The sequence below is a fragment of the Microbacterium oxydans genome (assembly GCF_006540085.1).
GTDB lineage: Bacteria > Actinomycetota > Actinomycetes > Actinomycetales > Microbacteriaceae > Microbacterium > Microbacterium oxydans.
Genome location: NZ_BJOG01000001.1, coordinates 732,655 through 750,312, shown reverse-complemented (window position 1 = coordinate 750,312; position 17,658 = coordinate 732,655). Strand labels below are relative to the sequence as shown.

Below are 17,658 nucleotides of genomic sequence, written 5' to 3'. Positions count from 1 at the left end.
CTCCTCGGTGAATCAGTCGCGCAGCCAGCCGGCCGCTTCGGTGGCCCAGTAGGTGAGCACCGCATCCGCACCGGCGCGGCGGATGGAGAGAAGGGACTCGAGAACGGCTGCTCGACGATCGATCCACCCGTTCGCACCGGCGGCCTCGATCATCGCGTACTCGCCGGAGACCTGATATGCCCACACCGGAATGCTCACGGTGTCGCGCACCTCGCGGAGCACGTCGAGGAAGGCCATCGCCGGCTTCACCATGACGATGTCCGCACCCTCGGCCTCGTCCACCACTGCTTCGCGCACGCCCTCGCGACGGTTTCCCGGATCGAGCTGGTACGTGCGACGGTCGCCCTTCAGCTGAGAGTCCACTGCCTCCCGGAAAGGTCCGTAGAACGCGCTCGCGTACTTCGCCGCATAGGCCAGCAGGAGCGTGTCCGTGAAGCCCTCACTGTCGAGCGCCTTGCGGATCACGGCGACCTGGCCGTCCATCATGCCGGACAGCCCGAGCAGCTGCGACCCCGCGCGCGCCTGGGAGAGAGCCATCGCGGTGTACCGTTCGAGCGTCGCATCGTTGTCGACGGAGCCGTCGGCCGCGAGCACGCCGCAGTGTCCGTGGTCGGTGAACTCATCGAGACACAGATCGGTCTGCACGACGAGCGCGTCGCCGACCTCTGCCGCGAGCGCTTCGGTTGCGACGTTGAGGATCCCATGCGGATCATCGGCACCCGAGCCGAGGGCGTCGCGCACCTCGGGGACGCCGAACAGCATCACGCCGCCGACCCCCGCCTCCGCAGCCTCGACCGCGGCCGCACGCAGCGAATCGAGGGAGTGCTGAGCGACACCGGGCATCGACCCGATCTGCACGGGATCCGTGATGCCCTCTCGCACGAACAGCGGGAGGACGAGCTGCCCCGGCAGCAGCGAGGTCTCGCGCACCAGATCGCGTACTGCACGAGACTGCCGCAGTCGTCTCAGTCGCACGTCGGGGAAGCTCACGGCGCGAACTCGTCGGCCGCGTGCGGAAGGGTGAAGTGCGAGACGGCCTCGATCAGGGCGTCGATCGTCTGACGGTCGGCCACCACCGACACGGGAAGCCCGGCGCGCTGCGCGTCTTTCGCGGTGCGGGGGCCGATAGCCGCGAGCAGGGTGTCGTCGGGGATCTCCGGGAACTGCTCGCGCACCTGCTCGGCGACCGAACCGCTCGTGATGAGGATCGCGTTGATCCGACCGTTCTCCACATCGCGGCGGATCCGCTCCGTGACCGGGACGCCGACCGTGCGATACGCCACGACACCGTGCACATCATGGCCCGCTTCGGAGAGCAGCCGGCTGAGCACGGGCTTCGCGATCTCGCTGCGCAGCGCGAGGATGCGGCGCGGCTCCTTCTCGAGGGCGATGAGCTGCTGTGCCATCCCCTCTGCGGAGTTGTCCTGCTCCGGGACCAGCGTGACCTCGTAGCCGACCGCCTGCAGAGCCGCCGCGGTCGTCTCGCCGACAGCGGCGATCTTGGTCGAACGCGGCACGACCGCCCTGTGGGCGAAGAGCACGTCGACGGTGGTGGCGCTCGTGACCGTCAGCCAGTCGAACTCCCCGGCGGCCAGCTGCGCCAACGCCGAGTCGAGCGTCGCCTGGTCTGTCGTCGGCGCGAAGTTGATGAGCGGGGCGACGACGGGGACCGCGCCCAGCGCGCGCAGGCTCGCGGCGACGCTGTCGCCCCACGGCCCGCCACGGGGCACGAGGATGCGCCAGCCGTCCAGCGGTCGGTCCTGCTTGATTTCGGAAGTGGTCATGAGGATTGCTCTCGGGATACGAGGCCGGCCGCCCCTTGATCGAGCAGCCGACGGGCAACAGTGAACCCGAGCTCGCGCGCTGCGTGCATCGGGTCTGCACCATCGGCAGCATCCGCTCCATTGCCACTGCCGTTCCGACGAATATACTCCCCGTTCAGGTCTTCCGTGACGTCGAGGCCGATCCGGCGACCCCCGTCAGCGGCGTACACGACGGTCCTGACGCGGATCGAGGAGCCGTCGACGACGGCGTGAGCGGCCATCGGTGCCTGGCACCCGGCATCCAGGCCCTGCAGGATCGCGCGCTCGACGGTGATGGCCAGACGCGTGTCGGTGTCGTCGAGACCGGCGAGGGCCGTGAGCAGCTCCTGCGGGGCGTCCGCCCGGGTCTCGACCGCGAGCGAACCCTGTCCCGGCGCGGTGGGCCATTCTGCGAGACCGAGCTCTTCGCGTCGGAGCGGCGACTTCGCGTCGAGCCTCGAGAGACCGGCTGCCGCGAGGATCACCGCGTCCAGCTCACCGGAGACGACTCTGGCGAGCCGGGAATCGACGTTCCCGCGGATGTCGACGACCTCGGCGCCGGGTGCTCGCCGGTGGACCTGGGCGATGCGTCGCGGTGAGCCGGTACCGACGGTGCTTCCCGAGCGGAGTTCGTGCAACGCGGTGCCGTCACGGGTCAGGACCACGTCACGCGGGTCTTCGCGCTTCGGGGTCGCCGCGATCACGAGCCCTTCAGGGATGGCGGTGGGGAGATCCTTCAGCGAATGCACCAGGAAGTCGCACTCCCCCGCGAACAACGCCTCGCGAAGACGCGTCGCGAAGATGCCCTGCCCGCCGATCTCGGAGAGCGACGCGCGGTTGGTGTCGCCTTCGCTGGTGATCGGGACGAGTTCGACCCGGCGCCCCGACAGCTTCTCGAGAGCCGCGGCGACATGACCCGACTGCGCCTGCGCGAGCGCGCTTCGACGGGTACCGAGACGGATGGGAGTGCTCATGCGCTTACTGGAGGACGTCCGCGATCTCGTCGAACCGGAGCCTGCGCCCCGTGTAGAAGGGCACCTCCTCCTTCACGTACAGGCGGGCGTCGGTGTACCGCAGATCGCGCATCATGTCGACGAGGTCGGTGAGCTCATCGGCCTCGAGCGGAAGCAGCCACTCGTAGTCGCCGAGCGCGAACGAGGCGACGGTGTTGGCGAGCACGCCCTTGAACGCCGCGCCCTTGCGTCCGTGGTCGGCGAGCATGGTGCGACGCTCCTCCTCCGGGGCGAGGTACCACTCCGGCGTGCGCACGAACGGGTAGAGGCAGAGCCAGTCCTTGGGGCCGATGCCGCGGAGGAAGCCCGGCACATGCGAACGGTTGAACTCGGCGTCGCGATGCACGCCCATCACGTTCCACACCGGGAGGAGGGAGCGCAGCAGCTCGGTGCGACGCAGGCGGCGCAGCGCCTTCTGCAGCTCCTCCGCCGTGTCACCGTGCAGCCACACCATGAGGTCGGCGTCGGCCTTGAGCCCGGAGACGTCGTAGAAGCCGCGGACGGTCACGCCCGAGTCCTCGATGTAGGAGACGATCGTCTCGAGCTCGGTCGAGTCGTTCTCCGTCACGGGGACGTCGGGGTTTCGTCGCCAGACGGCCCAGAGGGTGAAGCCGGACGGGTTCTCATCGCGCTCTTCGGACATCATGCTCCCCAGTCTGCCTCGTTTACGCAGGAGCCGCTAATCACCCGGACGGGCGCCTCACGACATCCTGGAATGCTGCGCACCAGTGCGAGATGCGTGTCAGTGCGAGATGCGTGTCAGTGCGAGATGCGTGTCAGCGCGAGATGAAGCGTGCGATCGCCCAGACCGCGCCGCCGACCGCCGCCGCGATGCCGACGGTGGCGGCGACCGCCCCGATCGGGTTGCGGTCGGCGAACACGCGCGCCCTGGCCACCGCTCGCGTCGACGCCTTCTCGACCCGGCGCGGGATGTTCCCCTTGATCTCGATCGCGGCGAGGGCGGCCTTCAGCTCCGCACGAGCCGAGGCGACCGGGTCGACGATCCCGCCGGGGACGGCGGTGCGCGGCAGCGACTCAGAATTCGTCATCGCCGGCCTCCTTCACGATTCGGATGTCTTCGGCTACGGCCTGAGCCGGATTCTGGCGCGCGAGCACCTTGCGGAACTTGAGGACGCCCAGCAGAGCGAACAGCAGCACCGCGAGGATCAGGATGCCGAACACCGCGATCGCGGACAGCCATACGGGCCACCATGACGACAGACCCGCGATCGCGAAGACCAGGATCACCGGCACGGCCCAGAACAGGAAGAACAGCGCGACGAGGAACCACACGGAACCGATGCCGGCGTCCTTCGAGGTGCGCGAGATCCACGCCTTCGCCGCGTCGATCTCGGCCTTGACCAGATTCGTGACGAGTTCCGGCAGATCCCCGAGGAGAGTCAGCAGACTGTCGTCGGCACGATCACGGTATCCGCGGGGCATGTCAGGCGCCGGACTTCTTGGTGGCCGACTTCGCGGCGGGCTTCTTGGCAGCCGGCTTCTTCGCGGCGGGCTTGGAAGAGGCGGACGTCGAGGTCTTGCTGGACGAAGCCGTGGCCTTCGCCGCCTCGACCGCTTCCTCCGTCGCCTCGGCCAGGTCTTCTGCGGCCTCACGACCGGTGGCGATCGCGGAGTCGAGGCGCTGACCCGGCGTGCCGTTGCCGCTGACGGACTTCGCGACCTTCACGACGCCGGTCCAGAGCGCACCGGGGACGGCTGCGGCTTTGTCGCCGACGAAGCCCTTGACCTTGGTGACCTGCTCCTGCACGGGATCGAGGTGCCACACCTTGAGCCACTGCGTCTTGATCTGCTCGTAGCGCTCACGTCCGGCACGGGTGCCGAGGACGTAGCCCACGCCGAGTCCGACGACGAGTCCGATCTTCCCCTTCATGGGGTCTCCTCACCTTGTTCCGGTAGTCCGGCCAGATTCGCCCGGTTGGGATCGGTCGCAGGCTCTCGCACCCCGCGGCCAGGTACCCAGCGTAACCCCGTATGCCGATTTCGGCATCTATGGGTCAGAGGGTTGACACGGAGCGCTCTCTCGGTCATGGCGCTCAGTCCGTCGAAGCGCTCAGTCCCACAGAAGGAAGCGCCGGAGGCGGTCGGCCTCATCCCTGGCGTCGGGGATCACCTGGGCGAGCCCTGTCCCCGCAAGCCAGGCGCCGACCACGGCCATGCCGGGCACCGCCTCGATCGCCGCGCGCGCGGCCGTGCGCCGTTCGCCGGATCCGATGATCGATGCGGGCTGCGACTGGACGAACCGACCGCGATGCGAGGCGATCACGGCTTCGGGAGCGATGGCGACTCCGAGCAGGGCGGCCGCCTCGCTCCGCGCCAGTGCAGCCGCCGCGTCATCGGTCAGCCGAGCGGTGGCGGCCGGCTCGCCCTGAGCTCCGAACGACACGCGGACGATCTCCCGGGAACCCGCCGCAGTCCCCACCCAGCCCCACTTCGCGGTCGAGTGCGTCAGGGCCTTGGCCGTGTGGCTCCCCGGAACGGTGAGCACACCTGTTCCCCGTGGGGCGGACGCGATCTCGGGGGCGTCGAGGAGAAGCGTGACGATCTCGATCTCCGGCGAGGCCGCGGCCTGCGTCTTCTGGAGGTCCGGTATCACCGCGGCGAGGAGTCCTCGCGCCGTCGACTCGGGCGTCGCGATGATGACGGCGTCCGCGTCGAGCTCCTCGATCACCGGTGGCGCGGATTCCGCCGCGACGTCCTCATCGGCCGGTGCGCCCTCGAGCGCCGGTTCACCGCCGTGCTCCGCATCCGTCGCGGACTCGGCCTCGACAGACCACGTCGCACCCGTCCTGCGGAGACTGCGCACCCGAACGCCCGTGCGCACATCGGCGTCGAGGCGCTTCAGGTCGGCGGCGAGCGCATCGATGAGGGTGCTCATCCCCCCGGAGAGGCCCTCGACGGCAGCTCCAGGAGTCTTCGCCACGACTGGGGCGGTGCCGTCGGCCTCCGGCGCTGTCGCCGCAGCTTTCGCCGCGGCTTCGTCGCGGAGGGTCTGCACCGCGCCGGAGAGCGAGCCGACCCTGGTCAGGGCGGCATTGAGCCCCGGGGCCGCGACGTCGATGTCGACGTCGTCCGGAGACGCGGAGTAGACGCCCGTCGTCACGGGGGCGACGAGTCGATCCCGCACCTTCGCCCCCATGCGCGACGCGACGAGCTTCCCGAGGCTCAGCTGGTGCCCGATCGTGAGGGGCGGACGCACCCGATCGAGGTATGCGCGCCAGACACCCGACCACCCGATGATGCGACGGACGTCGGGCTGGAACGGATTCGAAGGGATGCCGAGGATGCCGCCCGCCGGAAGCGGGGCAGCTCCGACACCGGGGATGCCTGCCAGCCAGGCGCCACCGGCCTGCGGCACCACGATGCGATCGGCGAGATCGAGCTCCTCGACGAGGGCGCGGACGAGGCCGCCCCTGGTGGCGTAGCTCTCCGCCCCGGCATCGACCGTGACACCGTCGAGGTCGACCCGGCGGATCGCGCCCCCGAGCACCGCTTCGGCCTCGAGGACGGTGACGCGCATCCCGACCTTGGCGCATTCGCGCGCGGCGACGAGCCCTCCGATGCCCCCACCGACGACCACCACGTGCTTCTCGGCCGCGCGGGCGGCCAGGTCGAAGGGCTCGGCGGACGAGGACTCAGGGCTCATGCCGTCAATTCTCGCACCGCCCCGTTCTCCCGCCCGGACGCTTCACCGTCACGGATCTACGGATCAGGCGCACGATTCCGCAGGGGGCGGTGACGGTCAGATCGTGTGCGCCAGCTCGACGATGCGGGTGAGCTGATCCGGGTCGGTCTCCGGCGGCACGCCGTGGCCGAGGTTCAGGATGTGCCCGCGCGCCGCGCGACCCCGCTCGACGACGTCACGCACATGGGCCTCCAGGACCGACCACGGTGCGGAGAGCAGCGCGGGGTCGATGTTGCCCTGCACCGTGACATCCGGCCCCAGGATCGCAGCGGCCTCGTCGAGGGGCAGCCGCCAGTCGACACCCACGCCGTCGGCAACACCGTCGAGGCGCATGTCGGCGAGGAAGGGACCTGTCCCGACCCCGAAGTGGATCGTCGGCAGGCCGATGCCGGACAGGGCGGCGTGCGAGTGCGGGGCCACGAAGGCGCGGTAGTCCGCCGTGCTGAGGGAACCGGCCCAGCTGTCGAAGAGCTGGACGACGGATGCCCCGGCGTCGCGCTGGGTCTCGAGGAAGCGACGGGAGACACGCGCCAACCAGCCCGCGAGGCGGTTCCACGACTCCGGGTCGGAATGCATCATGGCCCTGGCCCGCAGGTGCTCCTTGGACGGCCCGCCCTCGACGAGGTAGGCGGCGAGGGTGAACGGGGCGCCCGCGAATCCGATCAGCGGGGTGTCGCCGAGCTCGGCCGTGACGAGCCGCACGGCCTCGGCGATGGCCGTGCCGTCCAGATCGTCCGGATCGATCGCGGTGACGCGCTCGACGTCGGCCGCCGTGCGCACCGGGTTCGCGAACACCGGACCGCGACCCGGCTCGATCTCCACCTCGACCCCGGCGAGCCGCAGCGGGATGACGATGTCGCTGAAGAAGACGGCCGCGTCCACACCGTGACGGCGCACCGGCTGCAGGGTGATCTCCGCGGCGAGGTCGGGAGTCAGGCAGGCGTCGAGCATCCGGGTGCCCACACGCAGCTCGCGGTACTCCGGGAGGGAGCGGCCCGCCTGCCGCATGAACCACACGGGGGCGTGTGCGGGACGGTCGCCGGCGAGGGCGCGCAGGAGCGGGGCATCGGAGAGGGCCATACTCCCATCCTCCCATCCACCCCTTATGGAGCCGCCGAGTTCGAGCTACCGACCCTTCGCCCGCAGACGCTCCGGTACAATCGATCTGTGCTGCTGTGTGTCACGGCGAGTCACAAGACCGCCTCCTTCGAATTGCTCGAACGCCTGAGCCGCACCCCCGACGACGTCGCTCCCACCATCGTGGGCATGACGCCGTGTGTGCAGGGTGCGGTCGTGCTGGCGACGTGCAACCGCTTCGAGGCGTACGTGGAAATGGACGAACCGGTCACCGCCGCAGGCGCCATCGGCGTCGAAGCCGTGATCGAAGCGGTCGAGTCCGCCACCGGCATCCCCGCCGCCGACCTCGACGGCGCCTACACCGTCCACGCCGGACGTCGCGTCGCCGAGCACCTGTTCTCCGTGGCATCCGGGCTCGAGTCCGTCGTCTCCGGAGAGGGCGAGATCGCCGGTCAGGTGCGCCGCGCCCTCAAGTCCGCTCGCAAGGACGGCACCACCTCGCCCGAGCTCGAGCGCCTCTTCCAGCGCGCCAGCCAGGCTCAGCGCAAGGTCAAGAACGTGACCGCCCTCGGCCGCGCCGGTCGTTCTCTGGTGCGCCTCGCGCTCGAACTCGCCGACAGCCGCATCGCCGACTGGTCTGCGGAGCGTGTGCTGCTGGTCGGAACCGGCGCCTACGCGGCCGTCACCCTCGCGACGCTCCGCGAGCGCGGCGCCGTGAACATCTCGGTGTACTCGCCCTCCGGCCGTGCCGAGGTCTTCGCCGCGAAGCACGGCATCCGGCCGATCACCGCCGACGAGTACGCCCGCACCGCGGCACGGTCGAGCCTTCTCATCACCTGCACCACCGCCACGGAACCGGTCCTCGGCCCTGAGCACCTGCAGCTGCCGACCGGCCCCGCCGCGGCGGGCTGCCCCGTCGGCACGCACAGTCAGCTCGTGGTCGACCTCGGCATGCCCCGCAACGTCGACCCCGCCGTCGCGTCGCTCGAGGGCGTCGCACTGCTCGACCTCGAGACCATCCGACTGCACGCGCCCCTCGAAGAGCTTCAGGCGACGGATGCCGCTCGCAGCGTCGTCCGCGAGGCCGCCGAGACCTTCCACGTGGTGGGCGCGCGCCAGAGTGTGACCCCGTCGGTCGTGGCCTTCCGCTCGCACATCTTCGAGCTGCTCGAGCGGGAGATCGCCCGGGCCCGCGCACGCGGCGACGAGGACGGCAAGGTCGAGCAGGCCCTGCGACACCTCTCCGGCGTGCTGCTGCACACCCCGACCGTGCGTGCGCACGAACTCGCTGCCGCGGGCCGCGCCGACGAGTTCACCGCCGCGCTGGCCGCCCTGTACGGCATCGCGCCGGAGGCCGACTCCGTGGACGACGCCGCCAGCGCCTGACGCGCTCAGCCCCCGCGGTGGCAGAGTGGAGGCATGGCCCTTCACATCACCGGAGACACCGCCGCCGACGAGCTGCTGACCGACAACCCGCTGGCTCTGCTGGTGGGGATGCTGCTCGACCAGCAGGTGCCGATGGAGACCGCGTTCGCCGGTCCGCTCAAGATCGAGCAGCGCACCGGAGCGGCTGATGCCGCCACCATCGCCGGCATGGCGCCGGACGAGTTCCTCGAGGCCTTCAAGCAGACCCCCGCCGTGCACCGGTTCCCCGGGTCGATGGCGACGCGCGTTCAGACGCTGTGCCAGACCCTGGTCGACGACTGGGGCGGCGACGCGTCCGCGCTGTGGACCCAGGGCGACCCGTCGGGACCCGAGGTGCTCAAGCGGCTCAAGGCACTCCCCGGGTTCGGAGAGCAGAAGGCCAAGATCTTCCTCGCCCTCCTCGGCAAGCAGTACGGCTTCACCGGCGAGGGCTGGCGCGAGGCATCAGCCCCCTACGGCGAGGACGGGTCGTACCGCAGCGTGGCCGACATCGTCTCGCCCGACTCCCTCGCCAAGGTGCGCGAGCACAAGAAGGCCATGAAGGCGGCGGCGAAGGCCACGAAGTGAAGCCGACGGGGGATGACGTAGCCGGGCTCATCGCCCGCTCCTCCCCCGCAGTGCGCCGCAGGGACGCCGAGACGCTGACCGCGCTCATGCAGGAGATCACCGGTCGCGAGCCGCAGACCTGGGGCACCATCATCGGATTCGGCTCCTGCCACTACCGCTACCCCACCGGCACGGAGGGCGACAGCGGGCTGCTCGGCTTCGCCCCGCGCAAGGCCGCGACGACGATCTACCTGTTCGACGGAGTGGACGCGCACACCGAAGCTCTGGCGGAACTCGGCCCCCACACGACCGGTGTCGGCTGCCTGTACATCAAAGACCTGGAGCAGGTCGATCTGGACGTGCTCCGCGGCATCCTGGAGCGCTCGCTGGCCTGGGTCGAGGCCGGCGGCAGCGAGGGCGTGCGCCTCACGGTCACGGGCTGAGTCCGGGCGAAGAGTCGCGCCACGAGCGTGCTCGCGTGCTCGCGAGGTTCGAGACCCATGCTGCGCGCCGAGACCCATCCGCAACAGCGTTTGCGCGGATGGGTCTCGGCGAGGAGCGTGGGTCTGGCCCGACGTGACAGGAGTCAGTGCTGCGGGGCGAAGAACGCGCGGATGTCGCCCGCCAGCAGGTCGGGGCGCTCCAGGGCGGCGAAGTGCCCGCCCTCGTCGAAGCGGCTCCAGTGCACGATGTTCGAGTTGTCGCGCTCGGCGAAGACCCGGATCGTCTGGAAGTCATCCGCGAACACCGCGACCCCGGTGCGCGCGGCGTTGATCTGCGGCTCTACGCCCTCGGCAGCAGCAGCGGCATCCGCCCTGGCGTTCTCGAGGTAACTGCGGCTCATGCCCGATGCCGCGTTCGCGAACCAGTTCACGCTGACTTCGAGCAGGATCTTCTCCAGCGGCACCAAGGACGTACCGTTGCCGAACGAGTTGAACAGCTCGCTGTAGGCCAGCAGCCCCACCGGGGAATCGCTGATCCCGACCGAGACTGTCTGCGGACGCGACGAGTTCATCGCGTTGTAGCCGCCGACGGACTGGAACCACTGCATGTGCTCCAGGCCGGCGTAGTCCGCAGGCTCGAGCTTCTCGAACTCCGCGGGGTCGCCCGACGGGAACGAGAACAGCTGCAGCACGTGCAGTCCGAGGAAGCCCGCGGGCTCCCGAAGGCCCAGCTCTCGAGCCACCATGGCGCCGTTGTCGGAACCGTGGATGCCGTAGCTCTCGTAACCGAGACCGCGCATGAGACGGTCGTACGCCTCCGCGACCCGAGCCGTCGTCCACCCCGCCGATGCCAGAGGCTGCGAGAACCCGTAGCCGGGTGCATCCGGGATCACGAGGTCGAACGCGTCCTCGGCACGGCCGCCGTGCGCCACGGGATCGACCAGCCGATCGATCAGGTCGAGGTAGTCGATCGAGGAGCCGGGGTAGGTGTGGGCGAGCAGCAGTGGGGTCGCACCTTCGTGAGCCGAACGCACGTGGAGGAAATGGATCGTCTGGCCGTCGATCTCGGTGGTGAAGTGCGGGACGGCGTTGATCCTCTCCTGAGCGGCTGCCCAGTCGAAGTCGCGCCAGGCGGCGACGGCTTCACGCAGGTAGGAGTTGGGGGTGCCCGCATCCCAATCGTCCGTCGGCGAGGGCTGCGGAAGGCGGGTGCGGGCGAGGCGATCCTGAAGATCGGCGACCTCGGCAGCGGAGACCGAGACGGTGAAGGGGCGGAAGCTGAGCGTCGTGTTGTCCATAGCTCGAAGATAGGAGCGCATTAGGTTGGATTCGTTCCTAATGGATGCACGACTTTTCGAGGAGCTCCGATGGCCGATCCGACCGCTCGACTGCTCGCGCTGCTGGCCCTGTTGCAGACCGGCCCCGGGCGTTCCGGCACCGACCTCGCCGTCCGACTCGGTGTCTCCTCGCGCACCGTGCGGCACGACATCGAGAGACTGCGCGAGCTCGGGTATCCCGTCGATGCCACGCGCGGATCCGTCGGCGGATATCGTCTCGGGGCGGGCGGCACCCTCCCTCCGCTCCTCCTCGACGATGAGGAGGCCGTGGCGGTCACGGTCGGACTCCGCGCCGCCGCCGGCATCGCGGGGGTCGAAGAGTCGGGGGCGAGAGCGCTCGCCAAGCTGGAGCAGGTGCTGCCGTCGCACCTGCGCCCCACCGTCGACGCGCTCCGCTCCAGCGTCGACCGCGCCCCGGAGAACAACGACACCGACGCGCCCGACCCCGAAGTCGACGCCGCGTCGCTGCAGGCCATCGCGCGCGCCATCCGCGACCAGGAGTGGCTGCGCTTCGACTACGAGGGGGCTCCCCGGCTGGTCGAGCCGTATCGGCTGCTCACCTGGGTGCGGCGCTGGTACCTCGTGGCACGCGACCCCGACGCCGACGAGTGGGGAACGTACCGGGTCGACTGGATGGACCTGCGGATGCCGACGCACCGCCGCTTCGACGCGCGACCGCTCCCGGGTGGCGACTACACGGCCTTCGCGATGCGGACCATCGCGGTGAGCGGGTGGATCGTGCACGCCCGACTGCGCATCGACGCGCCGGCGGAGGCCGTGCTCGACCGCATCCACGCCGCGGTCGGGGTGGTCGAACCCGTCGACGACGAGCACTGCATCCTCGTCACCGGTGCCGACAGCCTCGACACCATCGCCGCCTACATCGGGATGCTGATGATGGATTTCACGGTCGAGAGTCCGCCCGAGCTGCTCCCTCGCCTGCAGCTCCTCTCCGAGCGCTACGCGCGCGCCGTGCGGGGATCATGACGGGGATCGAAACCCACCCTCCCCTTCGAGACCCACTCCTACGTGCTCCGATCACGATGGGTCTCGGCGGTGGGGATGGGTCTCGGCGAAGGGCGAGCGAGAGCGAGAGGGAGAGAGAGGTGAGAGCGCTCAGGCGCCGCGCAGACGCTCCGCGAGGTAGGCGTGCAGCTCGTCGATCGAGACGCGCTCCTGCGCCATGGTGTCGCGGTCGCGCACGGTGACCGCACGGTCGTCGAGAGAGTCGAAATCGACCGTGACGCAGAACGGGGTGCCGATCTCGTCCTGGCGACGGTAGCGGCGGCCGATGGCACCCGCGTCGTCGAAGTCGACGGCCCACGAGCTGCGGAGCGTGTCGGCGACCTCGCGGGCGAGCGGCGACAGCTTCTCGTTGCGCGACAGCGGCAGCACCGCGGCCTTGACCGGTGCGAGACGCGGGTCGAGCTTGAGCACGGTGCGCACGTCGGTACCGCCCTTGGCGTTGGGCACCTGCTCCTCAACATAGGCTTCGACGAGGAACGCCATCATCGCGCGGGTGAGGCCGAACGACGGCTCGATCACGTACGGGGTGTAGCGCTCGCCCGTGGCCTGGTCGAAGTACGTCAGGCTCTGGCCGGATGCCTCGCTGTGGCTGGAGAGGTCGTAGTCGGTGCGGTTGGCGACGCCCATGAGCTCGCCCCACTCCTTGCCCGCGAAGCCGAACTTGTACTCGACGTCGATCGTGCCGGCCGAGTAGTGCGCGCGGTCGTCTTCCGGCACGTCGAACTGACGCATGTTCTCCGGATCGATGCCGAGGTCGATGAACCAGTTCCAGCAGGCCTCGACCCAGTGCTCGAACCACTCCTGGGCCTCAGCCGGCGGCGTGAAGAACTCGATCTCCATCTGCTCGAACTCGCGCGTGCGGAAGATGAAGTTGCCGGGGGTGATCTCGTTGCGGAAGGCCTTGCCGACCTGGCCGATGCCGAACGGAGGCTTCTTGCGGCTCGCGGTGAGCACGTTCGAGAAGTTCACGAAGATGCCCTGCGCGGTCTCGGGGCGCAGGTAGTAGAGGCCGGACTCGTCGTCGACCACGCCGAGATACGTCTTCACCAGACCGGAGAAGGCCTTCGGCTCGGTGTACTGCCCCTTGGTGCCGCAGTTCGGGCAGGGGATGTCGGCCAGACCGTTCTCGGCCTTGCGGCCCTTGCGCGCCTCGAAGTCCTCGATGAGGTTGTCGGCACGGAAGCGCTTGTGGCACTGCAGGCACTCGACCAGCGGGTCGGTGAAGGTCGCGACGTGGCCCGACGCCTCCCACACTCGCTTGGGGAGGATGATGCTGGAGTCCAGGCCCACCATGTCGCCGCGACCCCGCACGAAGGTCTGCCACCACTGGCGGCGGATGTTCTCCTTGAGCTCCGTGCCCAGGGGGCCGTAGTCCCAGGCCGACCGGGAACCGCCGTAGATCTCACCCGCTTGGAACACGAACCCGCGGTGGCGGGCGAGGGCGATGACCTTGTCGAGGCGGGACTGTTCGGCCATGGTGGCTCCAATGGTCGGATGCGGGAGGAGAACCCGCGAACACGGGCATCCCATTCTATCCGTCGTTCCCGCGCGCTCCCTGGCCTCCGCGGCTGCGCCGGAGTAGCGTCCTGGGGATGAGCACTGCAGCGCGAACACCGCGGACCCGCGACGACGACACCCGCTTCTTCGGGCAGCCGTGGGCACTGGTGCACATCTTCGGCGTCGAGATGTGGGAGCGCTTCAGCTTCTACGGCATGCAGGGCATCCTGCTCATCTACCTGTACTTCGAGGTGACCGAGGGCGGCCTCGGCATCCCCAAGGCCGTCGCCGGCGGCATCGTTGGCGCCTATGGAGGATCGGTCTACCTGTCGACGATCCTGGGCGCCTGGCTCGCGGATCGCCTCTTCGGCGCCGAGCGGGTGCTGTTCGTCAGCGCGATGGTCATCGTCGCGGGACACCTCGCCCTCGCGCTGCTCCCCGGCGCGGTCGGCGTGGGCGTCGGGCTCGTGCTCGTGGCCGTCGGATCCGGCGGACTCAAGGCGAATGCGTCGTCCGTCGTCGGCACTCTCTACAGCGAAGACGATCCTCGACGCGACGCGGGCTTCTCGCTCTTCTATCTCGGGATCAACCTCGGCGCGTTCCTGGGCCCGATCCTCACCGGCATCCTGCAGTCGTCGCTGGGCTTCCACTACGGCTTCGGCCTCGCGGCCATCGGCATGACGCTGGGACTCATCCAGTACTCGTTCGGCCGCAAGTCGCTCCCCGCCTCGGCGCGTGAGGTGCCGAATCCACTCCCGAAGTCCCGGTACCTCCTGGTCGGAGTCATCGCCGGGGCCGCGGTGGTGGTCATCGCCGTCCTGGTGCTGACCGGGGTGATCCGCCCGGACAACCTGGCCGCCCTCGTGATCGGCGTCACGATCATCGCCGCCGTCGCCTACTTCTCGGTGATCCTCGGCAGCCGTCGGATCGACGCCACCGAACGCTCGCGCGTGTGGGCCTTCCTGCCGCTCTTCATCACCAGCGTCGCGTTCTGGTCGCTGTACCAGCAGCAGTTCACGGTGCTGACGATCTACTCCGACCAGCGCCTGGACCGGAACCTGTTCGGCTGGGAGATGCCCGTGTCGTGGGTGCAGTCGATCAACCCGGTCTTCATCATCATCCTGTCGGGCGTCTTCGCGGCGATCTGGACCCGTCTGGGGAAGCGTCAGCCCTCGACGCCGGTCAAGTTCGCCCTGGCGGCGATCATCATGGGGTCGGCGTTCCTGCTCTTCCTGCCGTTCGCCGGTGGCGGGGAGAACTCCACACCGCTGCTCGCGATCGTCGGGATCCTCTTCGTGTTCACCGTGGCGGAGCTGCTCATCTCCCCCGTCGGTCTGTCGGCGGCCACCAAGCTCGCACCGACCGTCTTCCGCACCCAGATGGTCGCGCTGTTCTTCCTGTCGATCGCGCTCGGCACGGCGATCTCAGGCGAGCTCGTGCGGTTCTACAACCCCGACGACGAGGTGCCGTTCTTCTCGATCCTCGGCGGCATCGCGATCGTCGTCGGCATCGGACTGCTGCTCAGCGTGAAGCCCGTGCTGAAGCTGATGCGCGGGGTGCGCTGAGCACTCCGCGCATCCCGCATCACGCCGTGAAGAGGTAGCCGCGTTCGGTGTCGTACCCGGCGATCCGGAGGCCGCTGCCGAGCAGGCCCTCCATCTGCGCACGCAGGCGCAGGCGCCACTCGTGGGCGGCCGCAGGATCGGAGACGCGCAGCGCCTCGATGTCGGCCGGGATCTCGAGGGTCTCCACGACCGCGTCGTCGGCCGGGGGCTTGGCGATGTCGGCGAGTGCCCATTCGACGTCGAGTCGGTCGCTCTCGTCGCCCGCGTCACCGCCGCCGAAGATGCCGTAGCGGTTGACCGAGTATCCGGTGGCACGGGCACCCAGCACCGTGAAGAAGAAGTGCGCATTGCGCGCCACCAGCGGATCGAACACCCACGTGATGCGGCCGACGTCGCGGGAGAACGCCCACTGTCGCTGATGCTCCTTGAGCTCGCGACCCCAGCCGCGCCCGCGGTACTCGGGCAGCAGGGCGGTGATGTGGGAGTGCATCGCACGTCGGGCCGGCTCGCCGAAGAAGGCGATGGACGCGCCGACCATGCGCTCGTCTTCGCCCTCGCCGTCGAAGAAGCCGACGACGTAGTTGCCCGACTGCTGCAGGGCACGCAGGGTTCCGGCATCCACCACGCGCTGCGGACCCCTGATGGAGTCGAGCAGGCCCTGGGCGTCGAGGATGAGTTCAACGGTGTCGAGATCACGGATGGTTCGCACGCACCCAGTCTGCCCCTCCTCGGCCCGTTCGAGGAATCCGGCACGAGGATTCGGCGATAGCCTGAGCCGATGGGTGCGAGCGATGACAGAGCGAGGAAGCGTCTCTCCCGCACTCCTCCCCGTTGGGCGATCGTCGCGGTCCTCGCCTTCGCGGGGCTCTGCTCGTCGTTCATGTTCACGCTGGTCGTGCCGTTGCAGGCCGAGCTGCCCCAGCTGCTGAACGCCTCCCGCGAGGACACCACCTGGGTCGTCACGATCACGCTGCTCGTCGCCGCCGTCGCCACCCCGATCTCGGGCCGGCTCGGCGACATGTACGGAAAACGCCGTGTCGTGATCGCCCTGCTCGCGATCCTGATCCTCGGGTCCGTGATCGCCGCCGTCTCCGGCTCGATCGTCGGCGTGATCATCGGCCGCGCGCTGCAGGGTGCGGTGACCGGCGTCGTCCCGCTCGGCATCGCGATCATGCGCGATGTGCTCCCTCCTGAACGGCTGGGCACCGCGGTCGCCCTCATGAGCGCCACGATGGGCGTCGGCGGCGCGATCGGGATGCCGGTGGCCGCGCTCCTCGCCCAGAACGCCGACTGGCACATGCTCTTCTGGCTCGCCGCGGCACTCGGTGTCGTCGGCCTCGCCCTGGTGCTGGCGGTGATCCCCGAAGATGTGCTGCGCTCTCCCGGGCGGCTCGACGTGATCGGAGCCATCGGACTCGCGATCGGCCTCACGGGCATCCTGCTCTTCGTCTCGCGGGGTGCGCAATGGGGATGGACGTCTCCCCTGACGCTCACCTGCATCATCGGCGGACTCGTGGTGCTGCTGGTGTGGGGCTGGTATCAGCTGCGCACGAAGGATCCGCTGCTCGACCTGCGTGTCGCCGCCCGCCCCGCGGTGCTGTTCACGAACATCGCCGCGATCGGGATGGGTTTCGCGCTCTTCGCCTCGAACGTCACGTTCCCACAGCTGCTCGAGATGCCGACGATCGGCGGTGCGGGGTTCGGCCTCGACATGCTCGCCGCCTCCCTCGTGATCATGCCGGCCGGTCTCGTGATGATGGTCATCTCGCCCCTCTCCGGCTGGCTCGAGCGCACCGTCGGACCGCGTCCGCTGTTCACAGTCGGTGCCGGCGCGATCGTGCTCGCCTATGTCTTCGTGCTGCTGTGGTCTTCCGAGGTGTGGCACATCTTCGTGGCCAACATCTTCATCGGAGTGGGCATCGGGTTCACGTTCGCGGCCATGCCGATGATCATCATGCGCTCGGTCCCGGCGAACGAGACCGGAGCCTCCAACGGACTGAACGCCCTGTTCCGATCGGTCGGCACATCCAGCGCCTCGGCGGTGATGGGCGGTGTCCTCGCCGCGATGAGCGTCGACGTCGGCGGAGTCGCCGTCCCGACACGCGCTGCCTTCGAGGTGTGCTTCTGGCTCGCCATCGCCGCCGGCATCATCGCGGTGGTGCTGTCGCTGTTCATCCCGAAGCAGCGGAGCTCCGAGCAGCGCCCCTCGCTGCCGGGCTGAGAC

At 69.4% G+C, this 17,658-nt stretch carries 18 protein-coding genes; 6 read left to right on the top strand and 12 right to left on the bottom strand.

The window, feature by feature from the left end:
- Nucleotides 1–12 precede the first annotated feature (12 nt).
- From hemB to hemE, 9 genes are all read right to left on the bottom strand, one after another.
- Complete coding sequence (gene hemB, locus MOX01_RS03525) at nt 13–990, bottom strand: porphobilinogen synthase (RefSeq protein WP_141368388.1); 978 nt, start codon at nt 988–990, stop codon at nt 13–15.
- A complete protein-coding gene (locus MOX01_RS03520; RefSeq protein WP_046747493.1) occupies nt 987–1,784 on the bottom strand; it encodes a uroporphyrinogen-III synthase in 798 nt (265 codons plus the stop codon). The genes hemB and MOX01_RS03520 overlap by 4 nt, the downstream gene beginning before the upstream one ends.
- The gene (gene hemC, locus MOX01_RS03515) at nt 1,781–2,776 is read right to left on the bottom strand and encodes a hydroxymethylbilane synthase (RefSeq protein ID WP_058631692.1); all 996 of its coding nucleotides are present in this window, start codon (nt 2,774–2,776) and stop codon (nt 1,781–1,783) included. The genes MOX01_RS03520 and hemC overlap by 4 nt, the downstream gene beginning before the upstream one ends.
- 4 nt (nt 2,777–2,780) lie before the next feature.
- Nucleotides 2,781–3,461 carry a hydrogen peroxide-dependent heme synthase gene (gene hemQ / locus MOX01_RS03510; protein WP_046747491.1) on the bottom strand — a complete coding sequence of 227 codons (681 nt, stop codon included), beginning with the start codon at nt 3,459–3,461 and terminating at the stop codon, nt 2,781–2,783.
- Nucleotides 3,462–3,591: 130 nt separating this feature from the next.
- On the bottom strand, nt 3,592–3,864 hold the full coding sequence (locus MOX01_RS03505; protein WP_046747490.1) for a hypothetical protein: 273 nt from the start codon (nt 3,862–3,864) through the stop codon (nt 3,592–3,594).
- Nucleotides 3,851–4,258: a phage holin family protein gene (locus MOX01_RS03500; protein WP_046747489.1), complete on the bottom strand. Its 408-nt coding sequence runs from the start codon at nt 4,256–4,258 to the stop codon at nt 3,851–3,853. The genes MOX01_RS03505 and MOX01_RS03500 overlap by 14 nt, the downstream gene beginning before the upstream one ends.
- 1 nt (nt 4,259) lies before the next feature.
- Nucleotides 4,260–4,706, bottom strand: a complete 447-nt coding sequence (locus MOX01_RS03495; RefSeq protein WP_046747488.1) for a hypothetical protein — start codon at nt 4,704–4,706, stop codon at nt 4,260–4,262.
- A gap of 180 nt (nt 4,707–4,886) precedes the next feature.
- Nucleotides 4,887–6,479 carry a protoporphyrinogen/coproporphyrinogen oxidase gene (locus MOX01_RS03490; RefSeq protein ID WP_058631693.1) on the bottom strand — a complete coding sequence of 531 codons (1,593 nt, stop codon included), beginning with the start codon at nt 6,477–6,479 and terminating at the stop codon, nt 4,887–4,889.
- Between the two features lie 96 nt (nt 6,480–6,575).
- The gene (hemE, locus tag MOX01_RS03485; protein ID WP_141368386.1) at nt 6,576–7,598 is read right to left on the bottom strand and encodes a uroporphyrinogen decarboxylase; all 1,023 of its coding nucleotides are present in this window, start codon (nt 7,596–7,598) and stop codon (nt 6,576–6,578) included.
- A gap of 87 nt (nt 7,599–7,685) precedes the next feature.
- On the opposite strand from hemE, the gene MOX01_RS03480 reads away from it, so the two are divergent.
- From MOX01_RS03480 to MOX01_RS03470, 3 genes are read left to right on the top strand one after another with little or no spacing between them, the layout of a single operon-like run.
- The gene (locus tag MOX01_RS03480; protein ID WP_061017813.1) at nt 7,686–8,981 is read left to right on the top strand and encodes a glutamyl-tRNA reductase; all 1,296 of its coding nucleotides are present in this window, start codon (nt 7,686–7,688) and stop codon (nt 8,979–8,981) included.
- 33 nt (nt 8,982–9,014) lie between these two features.
- Complete coding sequence (locus MOX01_RS03475; protein ID WP_058631694.1) at nt 9,015–9,587, top strand: HhH-GPD-type base excision DNA repair protein; 573 nt, start codon at nt 9,015–9,017, stop codon at nt 9,585–9,587.
- A complete protein-coding gene (locus MOX01_RS03470) occupies nt 9,584–10,009 on the top strand; it encodes a DUF1801 domain-containing protein (RefSeq protein ID WP_061017816.1) in 426 nt (141 codons plus the stop codon). Before MOX01_RS03475 ends, MOX01_RS03470 begins: the two co-directional genes overlap by 4 nt.
- Before the next feature lie 143 nt (nt 10,010–10,152).
- Here MOX01_RS03470 and MOX01_RS03465 read toward each other — a convergent pair whose 3' ends face one another.
- On the bottom strand, nt 10,153–11,307 hold the full coding sequence (locus MOX01_RS03465) for an epoxide hydrolase family protein (protein WP_141368384.1): 1,155 nt from the start codon (nt 11,305–11,307) through the stop codon (nt 10,153–10,155).
- Nucleotides 11,308–11,376: 69 nt separating this feature from the next.
- On the opposite strand from MOX01_RS03465, the gene MOX01_RS03460 reads away from it, so the two are divergent.
- The gene (locus MOX01_RS03460; protein WP_046747480.1) at nt 11,377–12,333 is read left to right on the top strand and encodes a helix-turn-helix transcriptional regulator; all 957 of its coding nucleotides are present in this window, start codon (nt 11,377–11,379) and stop codon (nt 12,331–12,333) included.
- A 129-nt stretch (nt 12,334–12,462) separates the two neighbouring features.
- Here the strand turns inward: MOX01_RS03460 and MOX01_RS03455 are convergent, their stop codons facing one another.
- Nucleotides 12,463–13,848, bottom strand: a complete 1,386-nt coding sequence (locus tag MOX01_RS03455; RefSeq protein WP_141368382.1) for a glycine--tRNA ligase — start codon at nt 13,846–13,848, stop codon at nt 12,463–12,465.
- A 116-nt stretch (nt 13,849–13,964) separates the two neighbouring features.
- On the opposite strand from MOX01_RS03455, the gene MOX01_RS03450 reads away from it, so the two are divergent.
- On the top strand, nt 13,965–15,434 hold the full coding sequence (locus MOX01_RS03450) for a peptide MFS transporter (RefSeq protein WP_058631698.1): 1,470 nt from the start codon (nt 13,965–13,967) through the stop codon (nt 15,432–15,434).
- A 19-nt stretch (nt 15,435–15,453) separates the two neighbouring features.
- On the opposite strand, the gene MOX01_RS03445 is transcribed toward MOX01_RS03450, so the two are convergent.
- Nucleotides 15,454–16,143: a GNAT family N-acetyltransferase gene (locus tag MOX01_RS03445; RefSeq protein ID WP_058631699.1), complete on the bottom strand. Its 690-nt coding sequence runs from the start codon at nt 16,141–16,143 to the stop codon at nt 15,454–15,456.
- Nucleotides 16,144–16,212: 69 nt separating this feature from the next.
- Between MOX01_RS03445 and MOX01_RS03440 the strand changes: the two genes are divergently transcribed.
- Nucleotides 16,213–17,655 carry an MFS transporter gene (locus MOX01_RS03440; RefSeq protein WP_058631700.1) on the top strand — a complete coding sequence of 481 codons (1,443 nt, stop codon included), beginning with the start codon at nt 16,213–16,215 and terminating at the stop codon, nt 17,653–17,655.
- Nucleotides 17,656–17,658 lie beyond the last annotated feature (3 nt).

Coding starts and splice junctions, on each gene's coding strand:
- MOX01_RS03455 (WP_141368382.1), bottom strand. CDS start 13,848: ATGGCCGAACAGTCCCGCCTCGACAAGGTCATCGCCCTCGCCCGCCAC.
- MOX01_RS03505 (WP_046747490.1), bottom strand. CDS start 3,864: ATGACGAATTCTGAGTCGCTGCCGCGCACCGCCGTCCCCGGCGGGATC.
- MOX01_RS03520 (WP_046747493.1), bottom strand. CDS start 1,784: ATGACCACTTCCGAAATCAAGCAGGACCGACCGCTGGACGGCTGGCGC.
- MOX01_RS03500 (WP_046747489.1), bottom strand. CDS start 4,258: ATGCCCCGCGGATACCGTGATCGTGCCGACGACAGTCTGCTGACTCTC.
- hemC (WP_058631692.1), bottom strand. CDS start 2,776: ATGAGCACTCCCATCCGTCTCGGTACCCGTCGAAGCGCGCTCGCGCAG.
- hemQ (WP_046747491.1), bottom strand. CDS start 3,461: ATGATGTCCGAAGAGCGCGATGAGAACCCGTCCGGCTTCACCCTCTGG.
- MOX01_RS03475 (WP_058631694.1), top strand. CDS start 9,015: ATGGCCCTTCACATCACCGGAGACACCGCCGCCGACGAGCTGCTGACC.
- MOX01_RS03440 (WP_058631700.1), top strand. CDS start 16,213: ATGGGTGCGAGCGATGACAGAGCGAGGAAGCGTCTCTCCCGCACTCCT.
- MOX01_RS03465 (WP_141368384.1), bottom strand. CDS start 11,307: ATGGACAACACGACGCTCAGCTTCCGCCCCTTCACCGTCTCGGTCTCC.
- MOX01_RS03450 (WP_058631698.1), top strand. CDS start 13,965: ATGAGCACTGCAGCGCGAACACCGCGGACCCGCGACGACGACACCCGC.
- MOX01_RS03490 (WP_058631693.1), bottom strand. CDS start 6,479: ATGAGCCCTGAGTCCTCGTCCGCCGAGCCCTTCGACCTGGCCGCCCGC.
- hemE (WP_141368386.1), bottom strand. CDS start 7,598: ATGGCCCTCTCCGATGCCCCGCTCCTGCGCGCCCTCGCCGGCGACCGT.
- MOX01_RS03495 (WP_046747488.1), bottom strand. CDS start 4,706: ATGAAGGGGAAGATCGGACTCGTCGTCGGACTCGGCGTGGGCTACGTC.
- MOX01_RS03460 (WP_046747480.1), top strand. CDS start 11,377: ATGGCCGATCCGACCGCTCGACTGCTCGCGCTGCTGGCCCTGTTGCAG.